Here is a 19,292-nt window from a genome sequence, read left to right on the forward strand (position 1 = left end):
GTGACGATCATCAAGCCCACCTTGGATGTCGACCTGCTCGACCCGACCTTCTTGAGCGATCCCTACCCGACCTACGTCGCGCTGCGCCACGAGGACGCGATCACGTGGAGCGAGCGTCTCCAGTGCTGGCTGGTGCCCGGGTACGACGCGGTCGAGGCGATGCTGCGCGACAAGCGGCTCGGCAAGGATCCGCGCTATGCCAACCTCTCGGCCGCCGAGTCGGCCAGCGAGATCATGACGATGAAATCGCGCTGGATCCTTCATCGCGACGGCGACTTCCACGCCCGGATCAAGCGCCTGCAGTCGTCGGTGCTCAGTCCTCAGCAGAACGTCCCGCTCACCGACCTCGCCGCCAGGGTCGTCGCCGAGATGCTGCGCCCGGTCCGCGCCGGTGAGTGGTTCGACGTGATGGAGGTGCTCGCGCTGGACCTGCCGTATGTGATCATCTCGACCCTCCTCGGTGTACCGGACCTTGACCGAGAGCGGCTTCGGCTCTGGTCCCGGGATTTGTTCGCCACGCTGGAACCTGGGATGACCCAGGAGAAATGGGACCGTGGCGAGGAGGCCGCACGGAATCTGCGGCACCTGTTCGGGTCGCTGCTGGCCGACGCGCAGGACGATGCGGCTCCACTGATGTCGTCGTACCGCCGGGCGATCGACGCGGGGCAGGCGACGGCCGAGGAGATCGAGGCGACCTGCGCACTGATGTTCGTCGCCGGCCACGAGACGACCAGTCACTTCCTCGGCACCGCGATCGTTGCGCTGGCACGGAATCCCGAGCAGCTGGCCAAGGTGCGAGAGGCGGGCGGCTTCGCGCCGGCGCACGTGACCGAGCTGCTTCGGTACGACGGTTCCGTGCAGAACACCTCCCGGGTCGCGCTGGAAGACGTCGAGGTCAACGGCCACCGGATCAACGCCGGGCAACGCGTCTTGCTGCTGCTGGCGAGCGCCAACCGGGACGACCGCAAGTTCCCAGGCGCCGACGAGCTCGAGCTCGAGCGTCAGGCCGGTCCCCACCTCGCCCTGGGTCTCGGGCCGCACTACTGCCCCGGTGGCTGGCTGGCGCGGCAGCAGTCGCTGGTGGCGTTGAACGCGTTGCTCGCCCTCGGTCCCCGGTGGCAGGTCGACGAGGACACGGTCATCTGGCGCAGGTCGAGTCAGGTCCGTGGCCCCGAGAGCCTCCGGTTGAGGATCGGGACATGACTGCCGACAACTCGGCCCCGCCGGCCGAGCAGGTCACCGCCGACGACCGGAAGATGCCGCGGAGCTTTCTCCAGTTGTCGATCGCCATGGGCGTCTCGATGGTCGGTACGCAAGGTACGGCCTTCGCGTTCAGTGTGTGGACGGTCGAGCGGCCGTTCGGCGCCACCTGGTGGTCGATCGTGCTGTTCGCCAGCTATGCCGGTGCTGCCGGCGCCTCGTTCCTGATCGGCCGCTTCCTCGACTCGTTCGGCTCGGCCCGGGCACTGCACGTCTGTTTGTGGGGCGGACTGATCACGACGTCGGTGGAGCTCGTGCTGCTGGCGATCGGGGTGTTCGAGCCGTGGATGCTGGTCGGCACGACGCTGGTCTCGGGCGCGGTGGCCGGCGTACAGCAACCCGCCTATGCCGCCACGACCGCGTGGATCCTTCCGCGGGCCCAGCTCAGCCGTGGCCAGGGCGTCGTCGGGACCATCAGTTCGGTGGCCCTTGTCGTGGCGCCCGCCTTGGCCGGAGCGCTGCTGGCGATCGGAAGCATTCCGGTCGTGCTGCTGGTCGATGTCGTGAGCTTCCTGATCGCACTCGTCCTGTACGGGCTGCTCAGACTGCAGCGGAAACAGATCGTCACCGCGTCGGGTGACGATGCTGAGTCCGCCAAAGAGTCCCGGTCGATGCGCGTCGCGTGGGACTACATCGCCGGGAGGCGGCACCTGCTCGTGCTGGCGTTCCTGCTGCCGTTCACCACCCTGATGCTCAGTACCCGGTACGTCCTTCGGGCCCCGATGGTGCTCGGACGGGCAGAGGACGGCACCCAGGTCCTGGCTCTGGTGCAGGGCATCGGGGCGATCGGTGGAATCCTGGGCGGACTCGCCCTGGCGTACCGTCCGCCGAAGCGCCTCGACGGACTTGTCATGGGCGCCGGTCTGGTGCTGGCAGGTTTGGCCGGCCAGGCGCTGACCGGGTTGAACCATCCGGTCCTGTGGTGTGTGGGCACCGTCGTCATCAACTTCACCCTGCCCGCGGTCGGTGGAATCGCGATGGCTCTCTTCCAGGCACAGTGCCCGGACAACCTCCGCGGCCGGGTGGCGTCCTTGGTCGCGGGCATGCTGGCAATCGCCAACCCGGTGGCCGTTCTGCTCGCCGGTCCGTTCGCCAACCATCCCGGTCAGGCTCTCGCGGAGATCGCGGTGGACCACGGTGTCACGATCTTCGGCAGCGACCCGATCGCAGGGGTCTCGCTGACCTTGGTCGGCACCGGTGTGGCCGCTGCTCTCGCCGGCGCGGCCGCGCTGACCATCGGCCCGTTCCGTCGTGCCTCGAGTCGCGCCGGCGAAGCCACGGATTGAGGAGAGATGCCGTGCATCATTTCGACTGGTCGCTGAACTGCGGTTTCGAGTCCCTCGACCACCTGCTGCGGTTCCGCGACGGCAAGGACACTCTGCGGCCCATGCTGCAGCCGCTCGGGTTCGGTTTCGAGGTGGAGCTCGGCACCCGGGACTGGTGGTTCGGCGGGTACTCGAACATCCACTACCAGGAACCCAGATTCAATCAGGGCCTGGCCGCCCGGTGGATCCCTCTCGACCCGGCCGACTTTCCGGACCACGTCCGCGCACGCAAGGCGCGTGGCCTGGCCACGATCTTCCAGACCGAGTGGACTTTCGTCGAGTACATCTCCCACTTCGGCTGGAATCTCGGCAGCTTGCATGCCGCGATCGCCTTCGACGCCGGGCCTGACGGTTTCCAGGTCCGGGACCGGATGCACAACAATCATCCATGGTTCACCGAGGACGGCTACGGGACGGTGCCGGCCCGGGTGTACCGACCGGCATTCGACCGGCGCCTGACCGTCCTCGACTACGAGCTTTCCGAACCCGCCGACACCTGGGAGTCCGAGTTCCGCGCCGTTCTCGAGGTCTCCGCGGCGGAGATGTGGGGCGGGCCCGGGTTCCCGGACCATGGCCCCCATCTGCACCTGGCCGGAGGCTTGGCCGGCATCGAGTACGCGATCGACACCTTCGCCCACTTCGCGCCGCGCTACTCGGCCGACAGTCAGGTGCGGATGCTGCTCGGAATCCGGTTGGTCGACTGCATCCGCACGTTGATGGGAGACCGGCTGCGGCTGCTGAAGGCGGCACGCCAACTGCAGCCGGACGATGGGTCCGGACAGCCCGGCGCGGATTTCCTTCGTGCGCTCACCGAGGCCGGCCGCCACTGGCGCCGGGCCAGAAAGGCTTTCGCGGCGGCCGGCGCGGCCGACTCGCCGCGGCTCGATCTGGCCGCGGACGCCCTGCGGGCCGTCCTGCCCTACGAACGCGCTGCCGCGGATGCGGCAGCCGCGTGGGCCAAGGAGTTCCACCACCAGCTCGACACCAAGGGAGAACCGGCGTGACCGAGGTCGTTCCAACCTGGCAACAGCGCGACGCGAAAGCGGTGTGGCATCCCTACACGCAGCAGTACACCTGGCTTGGTGACGACCCGCTCGTCATCGAGCGCGCGGACGGGGTGTGGCTGACCGACGTCGCGGGACGTCGCTACCTGGACGGCGGCGCCTCGCTCTGGGTCACCACCTACCAGCACAACGATCCCCGGCTCAAAGCCGCCATCACCGCACAACTCGACCAGCTGGATCACTCGACCTTCTTCGGTGCCACGCACACACCCGGAATCCAGCTGGCAGAGCGGCTCGTGGCCATGGCTCCCGGCGCGCCGGACGACTGGCGGCGGCTGACCAAGGTGTTCTTCGGCAGCGACGGAGCCTCGATGGTCGATGCGGCGATCAAGCTGGCTCACCAGTTCTCGGTCCAGGCCGGCGACCGCCGGGACCTCGTGCTTCACCTGGAAGGGTCCTTCCACGGCGACAGCGTGGCGGGCAGCAGCGTTGCCGGTGGCAACCTGATGCGCCGGACCTACGGACCACTCCTGCTCGACGTCCGGCGTACCGCGTCCCCGGCACCGGGACGAGGCCAGGATCCGGCAGCCGCCGCTCAGCACGCGATCGAGGCCTTGGAACGCACCCTGGCCGAGTACGGCGACCAGTGCTGCGCGTTGATCGTCGAGCCGATGATCCAGGCCGCGGGCGGTATGTATCCCTACCACCCGAGCTTCCTGCAGGCCTGTCGCCGACTGGCGGATCAGCACGGATTCCTGCTGATCTGTGACGAGATCGCCGCCGGCGTGGCCCGGACGGGGCGGATGTGGGCCACTGAGTACGCCGGCATCACCCCGGACGTCATGCTGTGCGGAAAGGGCCTGTCGGGTGGTGTGCTGCCGATCTCGGCCATGCTGGCCACCGAGCAGGTGGCCAGCGCCTTCGTCGGTCTCGAGCTCGCGCGGACCTTCTTCCACGGCCACACCTTCGCCGCCAACCCGCTGGCCTGCTCCGCGGCCCTGGAGAACCTGCGCATGGTCTCCGAGCTGGACCTTCCGCAGCTCGCCGAATCCAAGGGAGCGATCCTCGGACAGCTGCTCGAGCCCTTGCTCGAACTGCCCGCCGTGGCCGATGTCCGGCGGCTCGGGATCATGACCGGAATCGAGCTCAGTAGCCGCCATCCGCGGGCAGGTTTCGAGCTCTGTCAGCGTGCCCAGTCCCAGGGGATCTGGCTCCGGCCGCTCGGGAACGTCGTCGTTCTGCTGCCGCCGCTGGCCATCTCCTCCGACGAGCTCGGCCACTTGGTCGCCGTGCTGACCGAACTCCTGGAGAAACCCGCCGGCTGACGTGGACCGCCTGAGCGGGCTCAGAAGTAGTCGAGCATGTACGGCGTCGAGCCCGCGAAGGCGGTGTCGATAGTCGCGTCCGCGGCAGTCGATCCACCCGACGCCAGTCCGGCGGTCCGGAGCACGCTCAGCGGCGTACCGGCGTACAGGCCGGCCAACCCGCGCGGTCCGAGCCTGACCGCCTCACCGCCCGACTGTGTGCGCGTGAGCCGGCCCGACCCGTCCGCCACCGACAGATGCCAGTCGCCGGCGTTCTCGGGTACGTCGGGATCCTCGACGCGCAGGTCAGCCTCCAGCACGGCGCCTGGCGCGAATCCGCGCGCCGCAATCGCGGCCTGTGCGTCGAGCAGCCGCAGCATCCAGCGCTGAACCTCGGCCTTCTTGTCCGCTTCCTGCCCGGCCAGGAGATGGACCGGATCCCCCGGCGAGATGTGCGCATGAACCGAGGTGGCGACCGAGGATCCGGAGCCGACGGTGGCCCACAAGGCCCGCGCGGTCTGCTCGGATCCCGCGATCAGCTCGTCGACGGACAGGTCCTCGCCGGACCAGTTGTAGACAACGAAACCGTCGTCGGCCGCGAACGCGAAATTGTCCTCCGCCGCGAGCCAGGCCGCCACCTCGTCCACCGGCCAGACGAGCGGTCCGCTGGAACGCCGGGTCGCGTGCAGCCGGCCGACGATGTCGAGGAACAGCTGGGCGTCGTCCGGACCGGCCCGGCGCAGCTCGACCTCCTTGCCACCGAGAGTGCGCAGATCCGCCGCCGGAAAGGAGAACCTGTAGCGACCGCCGCCGAACTCGTAGCCAAGGTGCCGGTAGATGACGGTCGTCGCCGGATACAGCGCGGTCAGCGGAAAGCTATTCTCGACACTGCGCCGGAGCACGGCACGCATCAGCAGGCTGCCGACCCCACGCCCGCGGTACTCCGGCGAGACGACTACTCCCGCGACTCCTGCCATCGGAACCCGGCGGCCGCCCCACCACTGGTGGAAGGCGCAGATCCGGGCCGCCGCGACGATGTCGTCGCCGTCGGCCACCCCGAGATAGCGGCCGTCCGCGACGAACTTGGCCGCGAACTTCAACCACTCGTCCCGGTCGCGGGCTCCCATCGGGCCGAACGCTGCCATCCGGATCTGCCGCACCGCTTCCAACTGGTCCTCGGTGATGTCCACCAGCCGCAACGCGTCGCTCACGTCGCCGACCCTACGTCCTGCCCGGTCACCCGAGCGACAGCAATACCGGTACGACGTTGGTCGCGCCGTGCACGGTGATCAACGGCCACATCCGGCGGTAGCGACTCCACAGGTAGCCGAGGTACAGACCGAGCACACCCTGGTTGACCAGAGTGGCCGCCAGGTCCACACCGAACGTCCCGGTCCCCTGGATGGACACATGCCACACCGCCCACACGATCGAGGCGATCAGGATGGCCGGCCACGGCCCCAACAACTGCTCCCACCTCGTCTGCAGCCAGCGACGGTAGAAGTACTCCTCGAGCACGCTGTTCGCCAGGAACCCGAGCAGCACGGCAACAGCGAGCTCCAGCGCCGGCAGGTCAGGCCGCTGCCCCTCCGGAGCCAACGGACCCACATAGCTCAACATCAGCCAGGCGACGACCGGGATGACCGGCTCCCACCGGACTGTGGCAGGCCAGCTGGCTGCCGGCCTGCCGCCGTACCACCGGAACAGCACGAGCGGCACGATCAGCAGCAGCACAGCCTTGAGCACTTCGAACTGCCCGGTCAGCTTCAACAGCACCGCGAACGCGACACCCAACCCCAGCAGCACCCATGCTTGCCTACTCTCCGCAGGTCCACCTGCCGCTTGATCGAGTCTCATCGGCAGCAGCCTGATCAGCAGGATGCCGACACCGGCCGGGATCCAGCGCAGCCACATCGGATCGGTGGTCTCGTGATCCGCGGAGTACCGGATCTCCGTGTTGCCCGTAGCAACCAACCAGACAGCGGCCGCAAGCAGGACAAGGATTCCACCAACAAGCACCACACGCCCGTATGGCGCGGTGCGGACAACGGAGGTCGGAGTGCTGCCGGACATAGCCCCGATTTATATCACACGGGTGTGCTATTTCCGATCGGTCACCCAGAGATGAATGGTGCCTTCGACAACAACCGTGCCATCGGCGCGGGTAGCCTTCACCCGCACCGGAACGTCAGGTCCCGCCACCCATGCCTCCGGATCAGTTTCGGCCGAACAGGTGAGATCAGACGTCGACTTCGCCAGATAGGCAACCTCCATCCCCTTCGGCAGCCACCGCTTGCCGGCCGGAACAGTCGCCTCGGCCAACGCCCCCATCGCCGCCTCCAACCCGTTGCAGACAGCAATCGCATGCACGGTCCCGATGTGGTTCAGCACAGCCCGCCGCTTCGGCAACACCAGCGCCGCGAAGTTTGGGCTCACCTGCACAAACCTCGGCCGAACCGACCAAAAATAAGGCGCCTTCCACGCAAACCCGACGGAGAACACCCAGTCCCCACCCGGCACCCCCCGCAACCTCTCCCACAACCCCAACATCTGACTCATACCCGGATGTTACTCATCAGTCACTTACCCTGTCGACCCTTCTCGGGGGTCCATGCCTGGTCCTCGATGGGGTTGGTCCGATGGCGGACTTGGGGAGGGTTTTGCCCCGGATCGGGCGCAAAACTCTCCCCGGTCGGCAGGACCGGACCCGCTGGTCCAGTGATTCGTCCCGAGCACACGGAGCTGGCGACAGGCGACCAGTTCGGATCCCAGACCGGTGACGATCACCCACACATCTGGCATCCGCTCTCACCAAACGCGCGACCACCGCCGGAGGTGGTCCGGAGCCTGGCGCGGGCGGTGTGACCCGGGGGATTTAGACGATTCAATCAGGGCTGGATAAGCTGGTGGTTCTTGTCGGACTGCGACCGCTGTACGAGGGACGATGGCGACGCCCAGCATCAAAGAGGTCGCGCACCGCGCCGGTGTCTCGGTTGGCACGGTCAGCAACGTGCTCAACCGGCCGTGGATCGTGGCCCCGGCGACGCGGCAACGGGTGCAGGACAGCATTCGCGCGCTCGGGTTCGTCCGGAACGAGGCTGCCCGGCATCTGCGGGCCGGCCGCAGCCGGACTGTCGGGCTCGTGGTGCTCGATGTCGCGAACCCGTTCTTCACCGACCTGGCCGAGGGTGCCGAGGCGCTGGCGTACGAGCATGACACCGTGGTGATGGTCTGCAACAGCAAGACCGACCCGGTTCGCGAGGGTCATCACCTCGACCAGCTCGAGCAGCAGCGGGTTCTCGGCATTCTGATCACACCGTTCGACAGCAACGATCCACGGCTGACCGCATTGGTTGACCGTGGTACGCCGGTCGTCCTCGTCGACCGTACGGCGGATCGCGGGCTGTGCTCGGTGTCGGTCGACGACCAGCTCGGCGGTCGACTGGCCGGGACTCACCTGATCGAGTCCGGTCATCGCCGGATCGCCTACATCGGCGGGCCGTTCAGCATGCAGCAGGTGTCCGACCGGATGACCGGCATCACCACGGTGGCCGAGCAGGCGGGCACCGTCGACCTGCAGCTGTTCGAGGTGGACGTGATGGGTGTGGTCGAGGGTCGTGCGATCGGTGAGCAGATCGCCGCGCTGCCGCCGCGGAGCCGGCCGACCGCGGCGTTCCTGGCGAATGACCTGCTGGCGCTGGGCTTCCTGCAAGCAATGGCTGTTGCCGGCCTGCGTGTGCCCCGCGACATGGCGATCGTCGGGTACGACGACATCGACTTCGCCCGCGCGGCCGCCGTACCGCTGTCGTCCGTGCGGCAGCCGGCCGAGATGCTCGGGCGGTCGGCGATGGAGTTGCTGCAGGAGGAGGTCGAGGCGGCCGACCGGCATCGCCATCGGCAGGTGATCTTCCAGCCGGATCTGATCGTCAGGGAGTCCAGTGCCTACAAACGCTCCTGAAGACGCGGCAAACGCCGCTGAGATCGTCTACCGGAATCCGCTGGCGTCGGCCGATGACGTCAAAGGTTTCCGCCTCGAAGGCGATGGCGCCGTCTCCTTCCCGCTCGGCCGGCTCCGGCTGGAGAGCGTGCGCCCGCCCGAGGACGGTCAGGACGCCAACGTGGTGCTGTGGTGTCCGGAGGACTTCCCGCCCGACATCACCGTCGAGTGGGACTTCTGGCCGATCCGCGAGCCCGGCCTGTGCATCCTGTTCTTCCACGCCAAGGGCCGCGCGGGTGAGGACCTGTTCGACCTGGCGCCACGGACAGGGCCGTACGAGCAGTACCACCACGGCGACCTGGACACCTACCACGTCTCGTACTTCCGCCGCCGCTGGCCGGCCGAGCGCGCCTTCCACACCTGCAATCTGCGCAAGAGCTACGGTTTCCACCTCGTCGCGCAGGGACCGGACCCACTCCCCTCGGTCATGGACGCCCAAGGTCCTTACAAACTGAGGCTGACCGTCGACCACGGCCACATCTCGTTCGCAGTCAACGATGTCATCAGCTTCCAGTGGTACGACGACCAGCCGCTGACCGGCGGCAAGATCGGCTTCCGGCAGATGGCGCCGCTCATCGGCGAGTACGCGAACCTGCGAATTTCACGCCCGTAGACGCGACTTCGGGCAGCCCGGCAACGCCCCGGCATCAGTTCATGACCGGTCTCTGACAAACGCTTTCCGAAGCCTTGACATTGAGACGATTCAACCATACGGTCACATCACTTTTCGCCCGAACGAGGCAGGAACTCCCGTGCCACATCGCCACTTCACCCCACGCCGCCGGCCGGCCAAGGAGGCCTGATGTCCTCCACCGGTTGGTCCATCAAGCTGTACGACGCTGCCGACGAGGTCGTCTGGGCGATCAAGCTGAACGCGTTGTGGATCGGCTTCACGATTCTCGGCGGCGTCGCGCTGGGTGTCGGTCCGGCTACTCTTACGGCCTATTCCTTGGCCAGACGCAGGTCTTCCGGTGAATCGTTTCATGCTCTGCCTGCCTTCCTTGCCACGTTCCGGCGCGAGTTCCGCCGCGGTTCGCTGGTCGTGCTGCCACTGGTGGCGGCCGCGGTGGTACTGATCGGCAACTACCTGTTCTTCGCGACATTCGGCGCGAGTGCGTCGGTCGCCCGACTGGCCAGCCTCGTCGCGCTGGTCGCCCTCGGCGTGATCTCCGCCTATCTGCTCCCGATGGCCGTGCACTACGACCTCCGGGTCCGCGAGTTGTTGCCCAAGGCATCGTTGGTCGCGCTCGCGCGGCCGGCGTCGTCCCTTGTCCTGCTCTTCGTCGCGGTGTCCATCGCCTACGTGTCCAGCAAGTTCCCGCTGCTCGGGATCGTGCTGGCCGGCGGCGGCTGGATCCAGCTCAACACCTGGCTCTGCCTGCGCTTCTTCGCCGAGAACGAGGCGCGCCTGCACCTGAAAGGGAACTCATGACCACACCCCCCCGGCTGCGACACAAGATCGCCGCAGTGACCTCGCTGGCGCTCAGCACAGCGCTCCTGGCCGCCGGCTGTTCCAGCGGCGGCGACGACGATCAGCAGGCCAGCATGAACGAGCTGACCGTGATGACGAAGCTGTTCGGCACCGCGCCCGATCCGAACGGCGAGATGCAGCAGGCCGTCGAGAAGCTGATCGGCAAGAAACTCAAGATCACCTGGGTGCCGAACGCGGAGTACGGCGACAAGGCGAACGTGACGCTTGCCTCGGACAACGTCCCGGACATGATGGTGGTCAACGAGAAGAGCCCGTCGTTCGTCAAGGCGGCCGAGGCCGGCGCCTTCTGGGACCTGACCGGCAAGCTGGACAAGTACCCGAACCTCAAGCCGGCCAGCGAGCAGACCGCCAAGAACTCGATGGTCAACGGCAAGACGTACGGCATCTACCGGGTTCGGCCGGCGCTCCGCTCGGGCATCGTGATCCGCAAGGACTGGCTGGCCAAACTCGGCCTGAAGGAGCCGCAGACCGTCGGCGACCTCTACGCGATCGCCAAGGCCTTCACCGAGCAGGACCCTGACGGCAACGGCAAGAAGGACACTTACGGCCTGATCATCCCCAAGTGGCCCGGCAACTACGCCAGCTCCAGCCCGTTCGACGTGATCGAGACCTGGTTCGGTGCACCGAACGGCTGGGGCGAGCGCGACGGCAAGCTGGTGCCGGGCTTCGACACACCGGAGTTCCTGGAGGCCAACCGCTGGCTGCGCAAGTGGGTCACCGAGGGCCTGGTCAACCGCGACTTCGCCACCTTGGACACCGCGAACTGGAACGACCCGTTCGTGCAGGGCAAGGGCGGCATGATCATCGACGTGAACGTGCGGGCCACCCAGTTGCTCGACATGTTCAAGGAGAAGAACCCGAAGGACTTCGACAAGGTCACACTGGTCGGGAACCTGAAGCGTGACGACGGGCAGAAGTTCTCGTATCCCTTCACCGGATACAACGACGTCGTCGCGATCTCCAAGCAGCGCATCCGGACCGAGGAGCAGCTCGACGACGTGCTGAAGACGTTGGACAAGCTGCAGTCGAAGGAAGGTTCGATCCTGCTCACCAACGGCATCGAGGGCCGCAACTTCAAGGTCGAGGGTGAGTACGCCGTCCCGATCAACCAGGACGACCCGAAGGTCAAGACGATCCAGAACGACGTCGACAAGGCCTTCATCCAGCTCGGCACCCGAGCCAGCGTCGGCCTGGGCGCCTACAAGCTGAAGCCGAACGACGAACCGAGCCGCAAGATGCGCGAGCTGTTCGACGTCCTGATGAACGAGGACCTGAAGACCGCGGTGCACAACCCGGCGCTGGGCGTGATCGCCCCGACCGCCGTGGCGAAGGGCCAGACGCTCGACACCATCGTCCCGGACGCCAGGATCAAGTACCTGTCCGGCGCGATCACCGAGGACCAGCTGAAGGCGCAGATCAAGCGCTGGCACGACAGCGGCGGTACCCAGATCGCCCAGGAGGTCAACGACCTGGTCGCCAAGGCCGGCGGCTGACTTTCCCGGTACGGCGTCCGTGCGGTCATCGCACGGACGTCGTACCTCCCCTGTCCCCCATCTCCTAGCCCGAAGGGAGGCCACCGTGGCCACCGATCTGGTGCCGAACCAGGTGGTACCCCCAGCGGCCGAGGCCGCGCCGCAGTCCCCGAAGCGGAAACGCCGGGCCCGGCCGGTCCCGCTGTGGCGCGACCTGGTCCGCTACCGCTGGCTGTACCTGTTGCTGCTGCCCGGCCTGGTGTACTTCCTGCTCTTCAAATACCTGCCGATGTACGGCCTGACCATCGCGTTCAAGGACTACGTGCCGTTCCTCGGCTACTCGGGCAGTGAGTGGGTCGGGCTGAAGCACTTCCAGGACCTGTTCACCGGGCCGGACTTCAACCGGCTGATGTTCAACACCCTGCTGCTCGCCCTGCTCACCGTCGTGTTCGTCTTCCCGGCGCCGATCGTGGTCGCGCTGATGCTGAACGAGCTGCGGATCAACGTGCTGAAGCGGTCGGTGCAGTCGCTCATCTACATCCCGCACTTCCTGTCCTGGACGATCGTCGCCTCGCTGACCTACCTGCTGTTCTCGGTCGACTTCGGCGTGATCGCGAACTGGATCCACGGCCTGGTCGGCGGGGAGAAGACCGACTACGTCGCGCAGGCGGAGTGGTTCCGGCCGCTGATCGTGCTGCAGCTGCTGTGGAAGCAGACCGGCTGGGGCACGATCATCTACCTGGCCGCGCTGGCCGGGATCGACAACCAGCTGTACGAGGCGGCGCGCGTGGACGGTGCCGGCCGGTGGCGCCAGTTCTGGCACATCACCCTGCCCTCGATCGCGCCGACCGTGGTGGTGATGGCCATCCTCACCTCCGGCAACCTGCTGGACTCCGGGTTCGAGCAGATCTGGTTGATGACCACCTCGCTCAACCGCGACGTCGCCGACGTCTTCGACACGTTCGTCTACTACATCGGCATCACGCAGGGCGCGTTCAGCTACGCAACCGCCGTCGGCCTGTTCAAGGGCCTCGTCGGTGTCCTGCTGATCTTCGGCTCGAACTGGCTGGCCAAGCGCCTCGGCCAGCGCGGGCTCTTCTGAGGGGACACTGCAGATGCTGAAGAAACAACAATCCGTCCGGTACTACGACTCACCGGGCAGCCGCGCCTTCGACCTGCTGAACATCGTGCTGCTGACCGCCCTGGCGCTGACCACCGTGCTGCCGCTACTGTACGTGGTGGCCGGATCGTTCGCGACCGAGTCGGAGATCAGCTCGCGGCCATTCTTCCTGTGGCCGGAGAAGTTCGTCACCGACACGTACAAGTACATCTTCTCCACCGACACGTTCATCCGAGCACTGCTGACGACGGTTTGCGTCACAGCGGTCGGCACCGTGGTGCAGTTGATGCTCACGCTGACCATGGCCTACCCGCTGGCCAAGCGTCAGCTCCCCGGCCGGGCACTGGTGCTGAACCTGGTGATCTTCACGCTGGTGTTCAGCGGCGGCATGATCCCGACCTACCTGGTAGTGCGTGACCTGGGCCTGCTGAACAGCTATTGGGCGCTGATCCTGCCGCTGGCGATCAACCCGTTCTACCTGATCGTCGTGAAGACCTTCTTCCAGCAGCTGCCCGAGGCACTGGAGGAGGCGGCCCGGATCGACGGCTGCAACGAGCTGAACGTGTTCCTGCGGATCGTGCTGCCGTTGTCGAAGCCGATCATCGCGACGTTCTCGCTGTTCTACGCGGTCGCGATCTGGAACGACTACATGTCGCCATTGCTCTACATCGACGACAGCAGGAAGTGGACCCTGCAGGTGATCGTCCGGCAGCTGACCGCGGCGAACGCCGACTCCGCGAACGTGCTCCAGCAACTGGAGACGGTGACGTTCCCGGAGCAGGGGCTGAAGTTCGCGGTCGTCGTGGTCGCGACGCTGCCGATCCTGTTCTTCTACCCGTTCCTGCAGAAGCACTTCGCGAAGGGCGTCCTGATCGGATCGGTGAAGGAATGACTGTATTGATGCCACGCCGCCGGCGCGGCGGGCTCCCAGCGCTCCTCAGTCCAGGCCGGGAGGCCCCATGACCACGGTTCAGTGGCTGGAAACCCCTTGTAGACAAGGCGTCTCCTGGGGTGTCCCGTGGCCGCGCGGAACTGTTGCCGAGGGCACCAGCTTCGCGCTGGCCGACGGTACGCCGGTGCAGAGCTGGACGACGGCGACCTGGCCGGACGGTTCGATCAAGTGGTCCGCCCACGCGATCGGGCCGTCCGCCCAGCCGGAGTCGTCGTACGAGTTGGTCACCGGATCTCCTGCCACACCCGATCAGCCTGTGCAGGTCGACCGCTCCGGCGACGAGGTCCGGGTCACGACCGGCGACGTCACCTGGGTGCTCAAGGCACCGCAGCTGATCGCGTCCATCCAGTACGGCGACCAGACCGTCGTCCGCGATGTTCGACTCGTCAGCCTGCGGCAGGACGCGCCGGACGAGGATCTGAGCCGCACCCGCCAACAGACCACCGCGGTTGTCGACAATCTCATTGTCGAGCAGGACGGACCGGTGCGGTCCGTGGTGAGGCTCGAGGGCAAGCACGGTGACTGGTTGCCGTTCAGTGTCCGGCTCTACTTCTACGCCGGTGCGACCGACGTACGGGTCGTGCACAGCTTCATCTGGGACGGCGACCCGGACCGCGACTTCCTGGCCGGTCTCGGCCTCAGCGCTGACGTCGTGATGCGCGACGAGCCGCACAACCGGCACATCCGGCTGGCTGGTCCTTCCGGCTTCCTCACCGAGGCAGTGCGCGGGCTCACCGGCCTCCGCCGCGATCCAGGTGAGGCAGTACGACGTACGCAGGTAGCCGGCCGCATGGTCGAGGAGATCCCGAACCCCGAGGTGTCGGACCGGCTGCACCTGATCCCGCAGTGGAACGACTACACGCTCGACCAGACCAGCGCGGACGGTTTCACCCTGCGCAAGCGGACCGGCCGGGACCACGCCTGGGTGACCATCCCGTCCGGCACCAGGTCACCCGGCTACGGGTACGTCGGTGGTGCCAGCGGCGGACTGGGTTTCGGGCTCCGGGACTTCTGGAAGCTGCACCCGACCCGTCTGGACATCCGCGACGCGGCCACCGACCTGGCCACGGCCACGGTGTGGATGTGGTCGCCGAGTGCACCGGCCATGGACGTGCGGTACTGGCACGACGGCATGGACCAGGACAGCTACGCCGAACAGCTGGAAGGCCTCGAGATCACCTACGAGGACTACGAACCAGGCTTCGGCAACGCACACGGCATCGCGCGTACTCATGAGCTGACGCTGCGAGTTCACGACACCACACCGTCCGCGGACGAACTCGCCGAGCACGCAGCACTGCTCAACTCCCCCGGCCTGCTGACTGTCGCTCCTGCCCGTCTGCTGGAGGCAGGTGTCTTCGGCAGCTGGAGTCTGCCGACCGCCGACGACCAGGACATCGAGGCCCGGCTGAACTTCCTCTTCCAGTACTACGTCAGCCAGCGCGAGCAGCGTCGTTGGTACGGGTTCTGGGACTACGGCGACGTCATGCACACCTACGACCGTGACCGGCACACGTGGCGGTACGACGTGGGCGGCTACGCGTGGGACAACTCGGAGCTGTCACCGGACCTGTGGCTCTGGTACCAGTACCTTCGGACCGGCCGTGCCGATGTGTTCCGGTTCGCCGAGGCGATGACCCGTCACACCGGTGAGGTCGACGTACATCACCTTGGCCGGTGGAAGGGCCTCGGCTCTCGGCACAACGTGCAGCACTGGGGTTGTAGTTGTAAGCAGGCGCGCATCTCCAACGCGATCTACCGGCGCTTCTACTACTACCTGACCGCCGACGAGCGCACCGGCGATCTGATGGACGAGTTGGCGACCGTCGAGGAGACGTATCTGGTCGTCGATCCTCAGCGCAAGGTGCGGCCTGATACCTACGCACCCGACCCGCATGCACTGTCGGTCGAACTGGGCGTGGACTGGGGTGCACTAGCCGCGGCCTGGCTCACCCGGTGGGAGCGGCACGGGGACGAGCGGGCCCGTGCACGGCTGGTCGGAACGATGGCCGACATCGCAGCACTGCGGTACGGCTTCCTGACCGGGAATGCGCGACTGGACCTGTCCACCGGACGCTTCGACACCAGCCGGCGGACCATCGCGGTCTCACACCTGTCCTCGCTCTTCGGACTGCCCGAGATCTGTTCCGAGCTCATCGACCTGGACCTCGACGTACCCGGGTTCGAGAAGGCATGGCTGGACTATTGCCGGCTCTACTTGCTCCCACCCGAGCAGCAGGCCGCAGAGGTCGGCCAGCCGCTGCAAGGCATCTCACTCGTCCAGGCCCACAGTCGGCTCGCCGCGTACGCCGCAGCACGCACAGGCGACGCGGAACTCGCCCGGCTGGCCTGGCGCAAGTTCTTCGTCGACGAAGGCGACCAGCTCAACCGCAACGCCTTGCAGCGTGAGGCGGAGTGGAAGACAACTGCGATCGACGGGTGCCTGATGCCCATCGACGAGGCCGCCTTCGTCAGCACCAACGGCGCGGCCCAGTACGCGCTGGCAGCGATCCAGAACCTGTCCCTGATTCCCGAACACCGAAATGACAGAGGTGGAACGGCGTGGAAAACGGCACAACGGTCTCCCGGAGAACAGTCCTAGCTGGCATGGCCGCCGTACCGGCGGTGTCCTTGCTGGACTCCCCCGCCGCGGCTGCATTCGCGCAGCAGGCCGAGGTACAAGAAGTGAGGCTCACCTGGCTGGAAGGCAAGCCCAGCACCGCGGCCGTCACGACGTGGGGTACGCCATGGCCGAAGGGCGCCCTACCGGCGAACCAGTCCTTTGCACTCAAGGCTGCCGACGGCACCGCCGTACCGCTGCAGAGCTGGCCGACGGCGTACTGGCCGGACGGGTCACTCAAGTGGAGTGCGCACGCTATCGCGGTGGACAGACCAGCCGAGTCCTACACCCTCGGCCCCGGTACGGCGGCCGCACCGGCGCAGGCCGTGACGGTCAAGCAGGAGAAGACGTACGTCGACGTCGACACCGGTGTGATCAAAGCACGGATCCGGAAGAGCGGGTCGGAGCTGATCAGTCAGATCTGGCGTGGTGACGTGGTGATCGCCCGGAAGGGCCAGCTGGTCAACCTCAAGCAGGACAAGATCGCCGAGGACGAGGAAGGCGGCGGGATCCGGGAGCGGTACGAGAGCGACATCACGCGTGTCACCGTCGAGCAGTCCGGGCCGGTCCGCGCGGTGGTACGGATCGAGGGCCGGCACAAGTCCCGCAAGGGCAAGACGTGGTTGCCGTTCTCGGTGCGGCTGTACTTCGCGGCCGGCGCCGAGAACATCCGGATGGTGCACACATTCGTCTACGACCGCGACGGGCAGACGGACTACATCGCCGGCCTCGGGGTGCGTTTCCGGGTGCCGTTGCGTGATGCGGCGTACGACCGTCATGTCCGGTTCGTCGGCGAGGGTCACGGCATGCTGGCCGAGGCGGTGAAGGGGATCACCGGGTTGCGGCGTGACCCGGGCGCCGCCGTACGGGCCGCACAGGTCGCCGGCACCAAGCTGCCCGATCCGTCGACGTGGGACCAGCGGGTGACGACGCGCCTGCAGTACATCCCCGAGTGGGGCGACTACTCGCTCAGTCAGCTCACCGCGGACGGCTTCACGGTGAAGAAGCGGACCAAGAAGGGGTACGGCTGGATCCCGGTCGACCAAGGGCGGCGTGCCTCGGGCCTCGGGTACGTCGGTGGCGTGAGTGGCGGTTTCGCCTTTGGGCTAAGGGACTTCTGGCAACGGCATCCCACCCAGCTGGACATCCGGGGCGCGGCAACCGAGGAGGCCGAGGTCACGGTGTGGCTGTGGTCGCCGGAGGCCGGTCCGATGGACACCCGGTTCTACCACGACGGCATGGGTCAGGACACGTACCCGAAGCAGCTCGAGGGCCTCAACATCACCTACGAGGACTACGAGCCGGCGTTCGGTACGCCGTACGGGATCGCACGCACCAGTGAGCTGACCTTCTGGGCGCTGGCGGCGACCCCGACCGCCTCGCGCTTGGGTGACATGGCTGATCAGGTGCGGACTCCCCCGCAGCTGATCAACCCGGTGGATCAGCTGGTCAGCACGCGGGTCTTCGGTGGGCTCGTCACGCCGGTGGACCGATCGGTGCCGGCCAAGAAGGCGATCGAGGACCACCTGGACTTCCTGTTCGACTTCTACCGGGGGCAGGTCGAGTCGCGGCACTGGTACGGGTTCTGGGACTACGGCGACATCATGCACACGTTCGACGAGGACCGGCTGGTCTGGCGGTACGACGTGGGCGGGTACGCGTGGGACAACTCGGAGCTGTCGCCGGACCTGTGGCTCTGGTACGCGTTCCTGCGGTCCGGACGGGCCGACATCTTCCGGTTCGCTGAGGCCATGACGCGCCACACTGGTGAGGTCGACGTCTACCACCTCGGGCAGTGGGCCGGTCTGGGTACGCGGCACGGCGTACAGCACTGGGCCGACAGTGCTAAGCAGCAACGGATCAGTACGGCGATCTACCGGCGCTTCTACTACTACCTGACCGCCGACGAGCGTACTGGCGACCTGTTGTCCGAGCTGGTCGACTCCGATCGCACGTTCCTGGTGCTGGACCCGCTGCGGAAGATCAGGACCGAGCCGTACGAGCCCGACCCGCATGCACTCGCCATCGGACTCGGCACGGACTGGAGTGGTCTGGCGGCGGCGTGGCTGACCGAGTGGGAACGCCAGGGACCGAAGGCGGACGTTGCGCGCACCAAACTCCTCGGAACCATGGAGACGATCGGCGCGATGCCGAACGGCTTCGTCACCGGTGGTGGGCTGTACGACCTGGACACCGGGCGCTTCGCACCGGTCACCGCGAAGACCGTGAGTGTCTCGCACCTGAGTGCGATGTTCGGCCAGGTCGAGATCTGTGCGGAGCTGATCGACCTGGTCGACATGCCGGCGTTCGAGGCGGCGTGGCTGCAGTACTGCCGGCTCTACAACGCCACCCGGGCCGAGCAGACGGCAGAGTGCGGCGCGCACTTCGGCAACCTCATCCTCCGCCAGGGTCACGCCCGGCTGACCGCGTACGCCGCCGTCCGCCTGGACCGGGACGACCTGGCCGCCCGTGCCTGGAAGGAGTTCTACACCGGCGACGGCTACGGGCCGAACCTCCCGTGGACCGCCGAGGAGGTGAAGACCACGCTGAACCCGACACAGGCGGCCAAGTGGGTCTCCACCAACACCACAGCGTTGTACGGCCTGGCCGCCATTCAGACCCTGGCCCTGGTGGGCGACCAGATCGTCAACCCCTGAGACCGCACGGATGGCGTGGGCCGGGAGCCGAGACGGAGTTGAACGCGCCGCCCACGCCCGCGCACGCAGTACCGGTGAGCGGCAGGACC

Annotated in this window: 15 protein-coding genes; 12 read left to right on the top strand and 3 right to left on the bottom strand. The window is 66.9% G+C overall.

What is annotated here, in order from left to right:
- From AB0F43_RS23365 to bioA, 4 genes are read left to right on the top strand one after another with little or no spacing between them, the layout of a single operon-like run.
- The gene (locus tag AB0F43_RS23365) at window positions 1–1,203 is read left to right on the top strand and encodes a cytochrome P450 (protein WP_360480433.1); all 1,203 of its coding nucleotides are present in this window, start codon (window positions 1–3) and stop codon (window positions 1,201–1,203) included.
- On the top strand, window positions 1,200–2,546 hold the full coding sequence (locus tag AB0F43_RS23370) for an MFS transporter (RefSeq protein WP_360480436.1): 1,347 nt from the start codon (window positions 1,200–1,202) through the stop codon (window positions 2,544–2,546). Before AB0F43_RS23365 ends, AB0F43_RS23370 begins: the two co-directional genes overlap by 4 nt.
- An 11-nt stretch (window positions 2,547–2,557) precedes the next feature.
- Window positions 2,558–3,589 carry a hypothetical protein gene (locus AB0F43_RS23375; RefSeq protein ID WP_360480439.1) on the top strand — a complete coding sequence of 344 codons (1,032 nt, stop codon included), beginning with the start codon at window positions 2,558–2,560 and terminating at the stop codon, window positions 3,587–3,589.
- Entirely contained in the window at window positions 3,586–4,914 is a 1,329-nt protein-coding gene (gene bioA / locus AB0F43_RS23380; RefSeq protein ID WP_360480442.1) for an adenosylmethionine--8-amino-7-oxononanoate transaminase, read from the top strand. The genes AB0F43_RS23375 and bioA overlap by 4 nt, the downstream gene beginning before the upstream one ends.
- Window positions 4,915–4,934: 20 nt before the next feature.
- Here the strand turns inward: bioA and AB0F43_RS23385 are convergent, their stop codons facing one another.
- The 3 genes from AB0F43_RS23385 to AB0F43_RS23395 all read right to left on the bottom strand — a co-directional run bounded on the left by AB0F43_RS23385 (window position 4,935) and on the right by AB0F43_RS23395 (window position 7,452).
- On the bottom strand, window positions 4,935–6,104 hold the full coding sequence (locus AB0F43_RS23385) for a GNAT family N-acetyltransferase (protein ID WP_360480445.1): 1,170 nt from the start codon (window positions 6,102–6,104) through the stop codon (window positions 4,935–4,937).
- A gap of 25 nt (window positions 6,105–6,129) precedes the next feature.
- The gene (locus AB0F43_RS23390; protein ID WP_360480447.1) at window positions 6,130–6,912 is read right to left on the bottom strand and encodes a CPBP family intramembrane glutamic endopeptidase; all 783 of its coding nucleotides are present in this window, start codon (window positions 6,910–6,912) and stop codon (window positions 6,130–6,132) included.
- Between the two features lie 81 nt (window positions 6,913–6,993).
- Window positions 6,994–7,452, bottom strand: coding sequence for a hotdog fold domain-containing protein (locus AB0F43_RS23395; RefSeq protein ID WP_360480449.1), 459 nt, complete (start codon window positions 7,450–7,452; stop codon window positions 6,994–6,996).
- A 385-nt stretch (window positions 7,453–7,837) separates the two neighbouring features.
- On the opposite strand from AB0F43_RS23395, the gene AB0F43_RS23400 reads away from it, so the two are divergent.
- The 8 genes from AB0F43_RS23400 to AB0F43_RS23435 all read left to right on the top strand — a co-directional run bounded on the left by AB0F43_RS23400 (window position 7,838) and on the right by AB0F43_RS23435 (window position 19,203).
- Window positions 7,838–8,851, top strand: a complete 1,014-nt coding sequence (locus AB0F43_RS23400; RefSeq protein WP_360480452.1) for a LacI family DNA-binding transcriptional regulator — start codon at window positions 7,838–7,840, stop codon at window positions 8,849–8,851.
- Entirely contained in the window at window positions 8,832–9,503 is a 672-nt protein-coding gene (locus AB0F43_RS23405; protein ID WP_360480455.1) for a DUF1961 family protein, read from the top strand. Before AB0F43_RS23400 ends, AB0F43_RS23405 begins: the two co-directional genes overlap by 20 nt.
- A gap of 189 nt (window positions 9,504–9,692) precedes the next feature.
- Window positions 9,693–10,322 carry a DUF624 domain-containing protein gene (locus tag AB0F43_RS23410; RefSeq protein ID WP_360480458.1) on the top strand — a complete coding sequence of 210 codons (630 nt, stop codon included), beginning with the start codon at window positions 9,693–9,695 and terminating at the stop codon, window positions 10,320–10,322.
- Window positions 10,319–11,875 (top strand): extracellular solute-binding protein, encoded by a 1,557-nt coding sequence (locus tag AB0F43_RS23415; RefSeq protein ID WP_360480461.1) that lies wholly within the window; start codon window positions 10,319–10,321, stop codon window positions 11,873–11,875. Before AB0F43_RS23410 ends, AB0F43_RS23415 begins: the two co-directional genes overlap by 4 nt.
- A gap of 85 nt (window positions 11,876–11,960) precedes the next feature.
- Complete coding sequence (locus tag AB0F43_RS23420) at window positions 11,961–12,956, top strand: ABC transporter permease subunit (RefSeq protein WP_360480464.1); 996 nt, start codon at window positions 11,961–11,963, stop codon at window positions 12,954–12,956.
- 13 nt (window positions 12,957–12,969) lie between these two features.
- The gene (locus AB0F43_RS23425; protein ID WP_360480467.1) at window positions 12,970–13,866 is read left to right on the top strand and encodes a carbohydrate ABC transporter permease; all 897 of its coding nucleotides are present in this window, start codon (window positions 12,970–12,972) and stop codon (window positions 13,864–13,866) included.
- Between the two features lie 67 nt (window positions 13,867–13,933).
- The gene (locus AB0F43_RS23430) at window positions 13,934–16,528 is read left to right on the top strand and encodes a Tat pathway signal sequence domain protein (RefSeq protein WP_360480470.1); all 2,595 of its coding nucleotides are present in this window, start codon (window positions 13,934–13,936) and stop codon (window positions 16,526–16,528) included.
- Complete coding sequence (locus tag AB0F43_RS23435; RefSeq protein WP_360480473.1) at window positions 16,489–19,203, top strand: Tat pathway signal sequence domain protein; 2,715 nt, start codon at window positions 16,489–16,491, stop codon at window positions 19,201–19,203. The genes AB0F43_RS23430 and AB0F43_RS23435 overlap by 40 nt, the downstream gene beginning before the upstream one ends.
- Window positions 19,204–19,292 lie beyond the last annotated feature (89 nt).

Source organism: Kribbella sp. NPDC023972, from assembly GCF_040639075.1.
Classification (GTDB): Bacteria; Actinomycetota; Actinomycetes; order Propionibacteriales; family Kribbellaceae; genus Kribbella.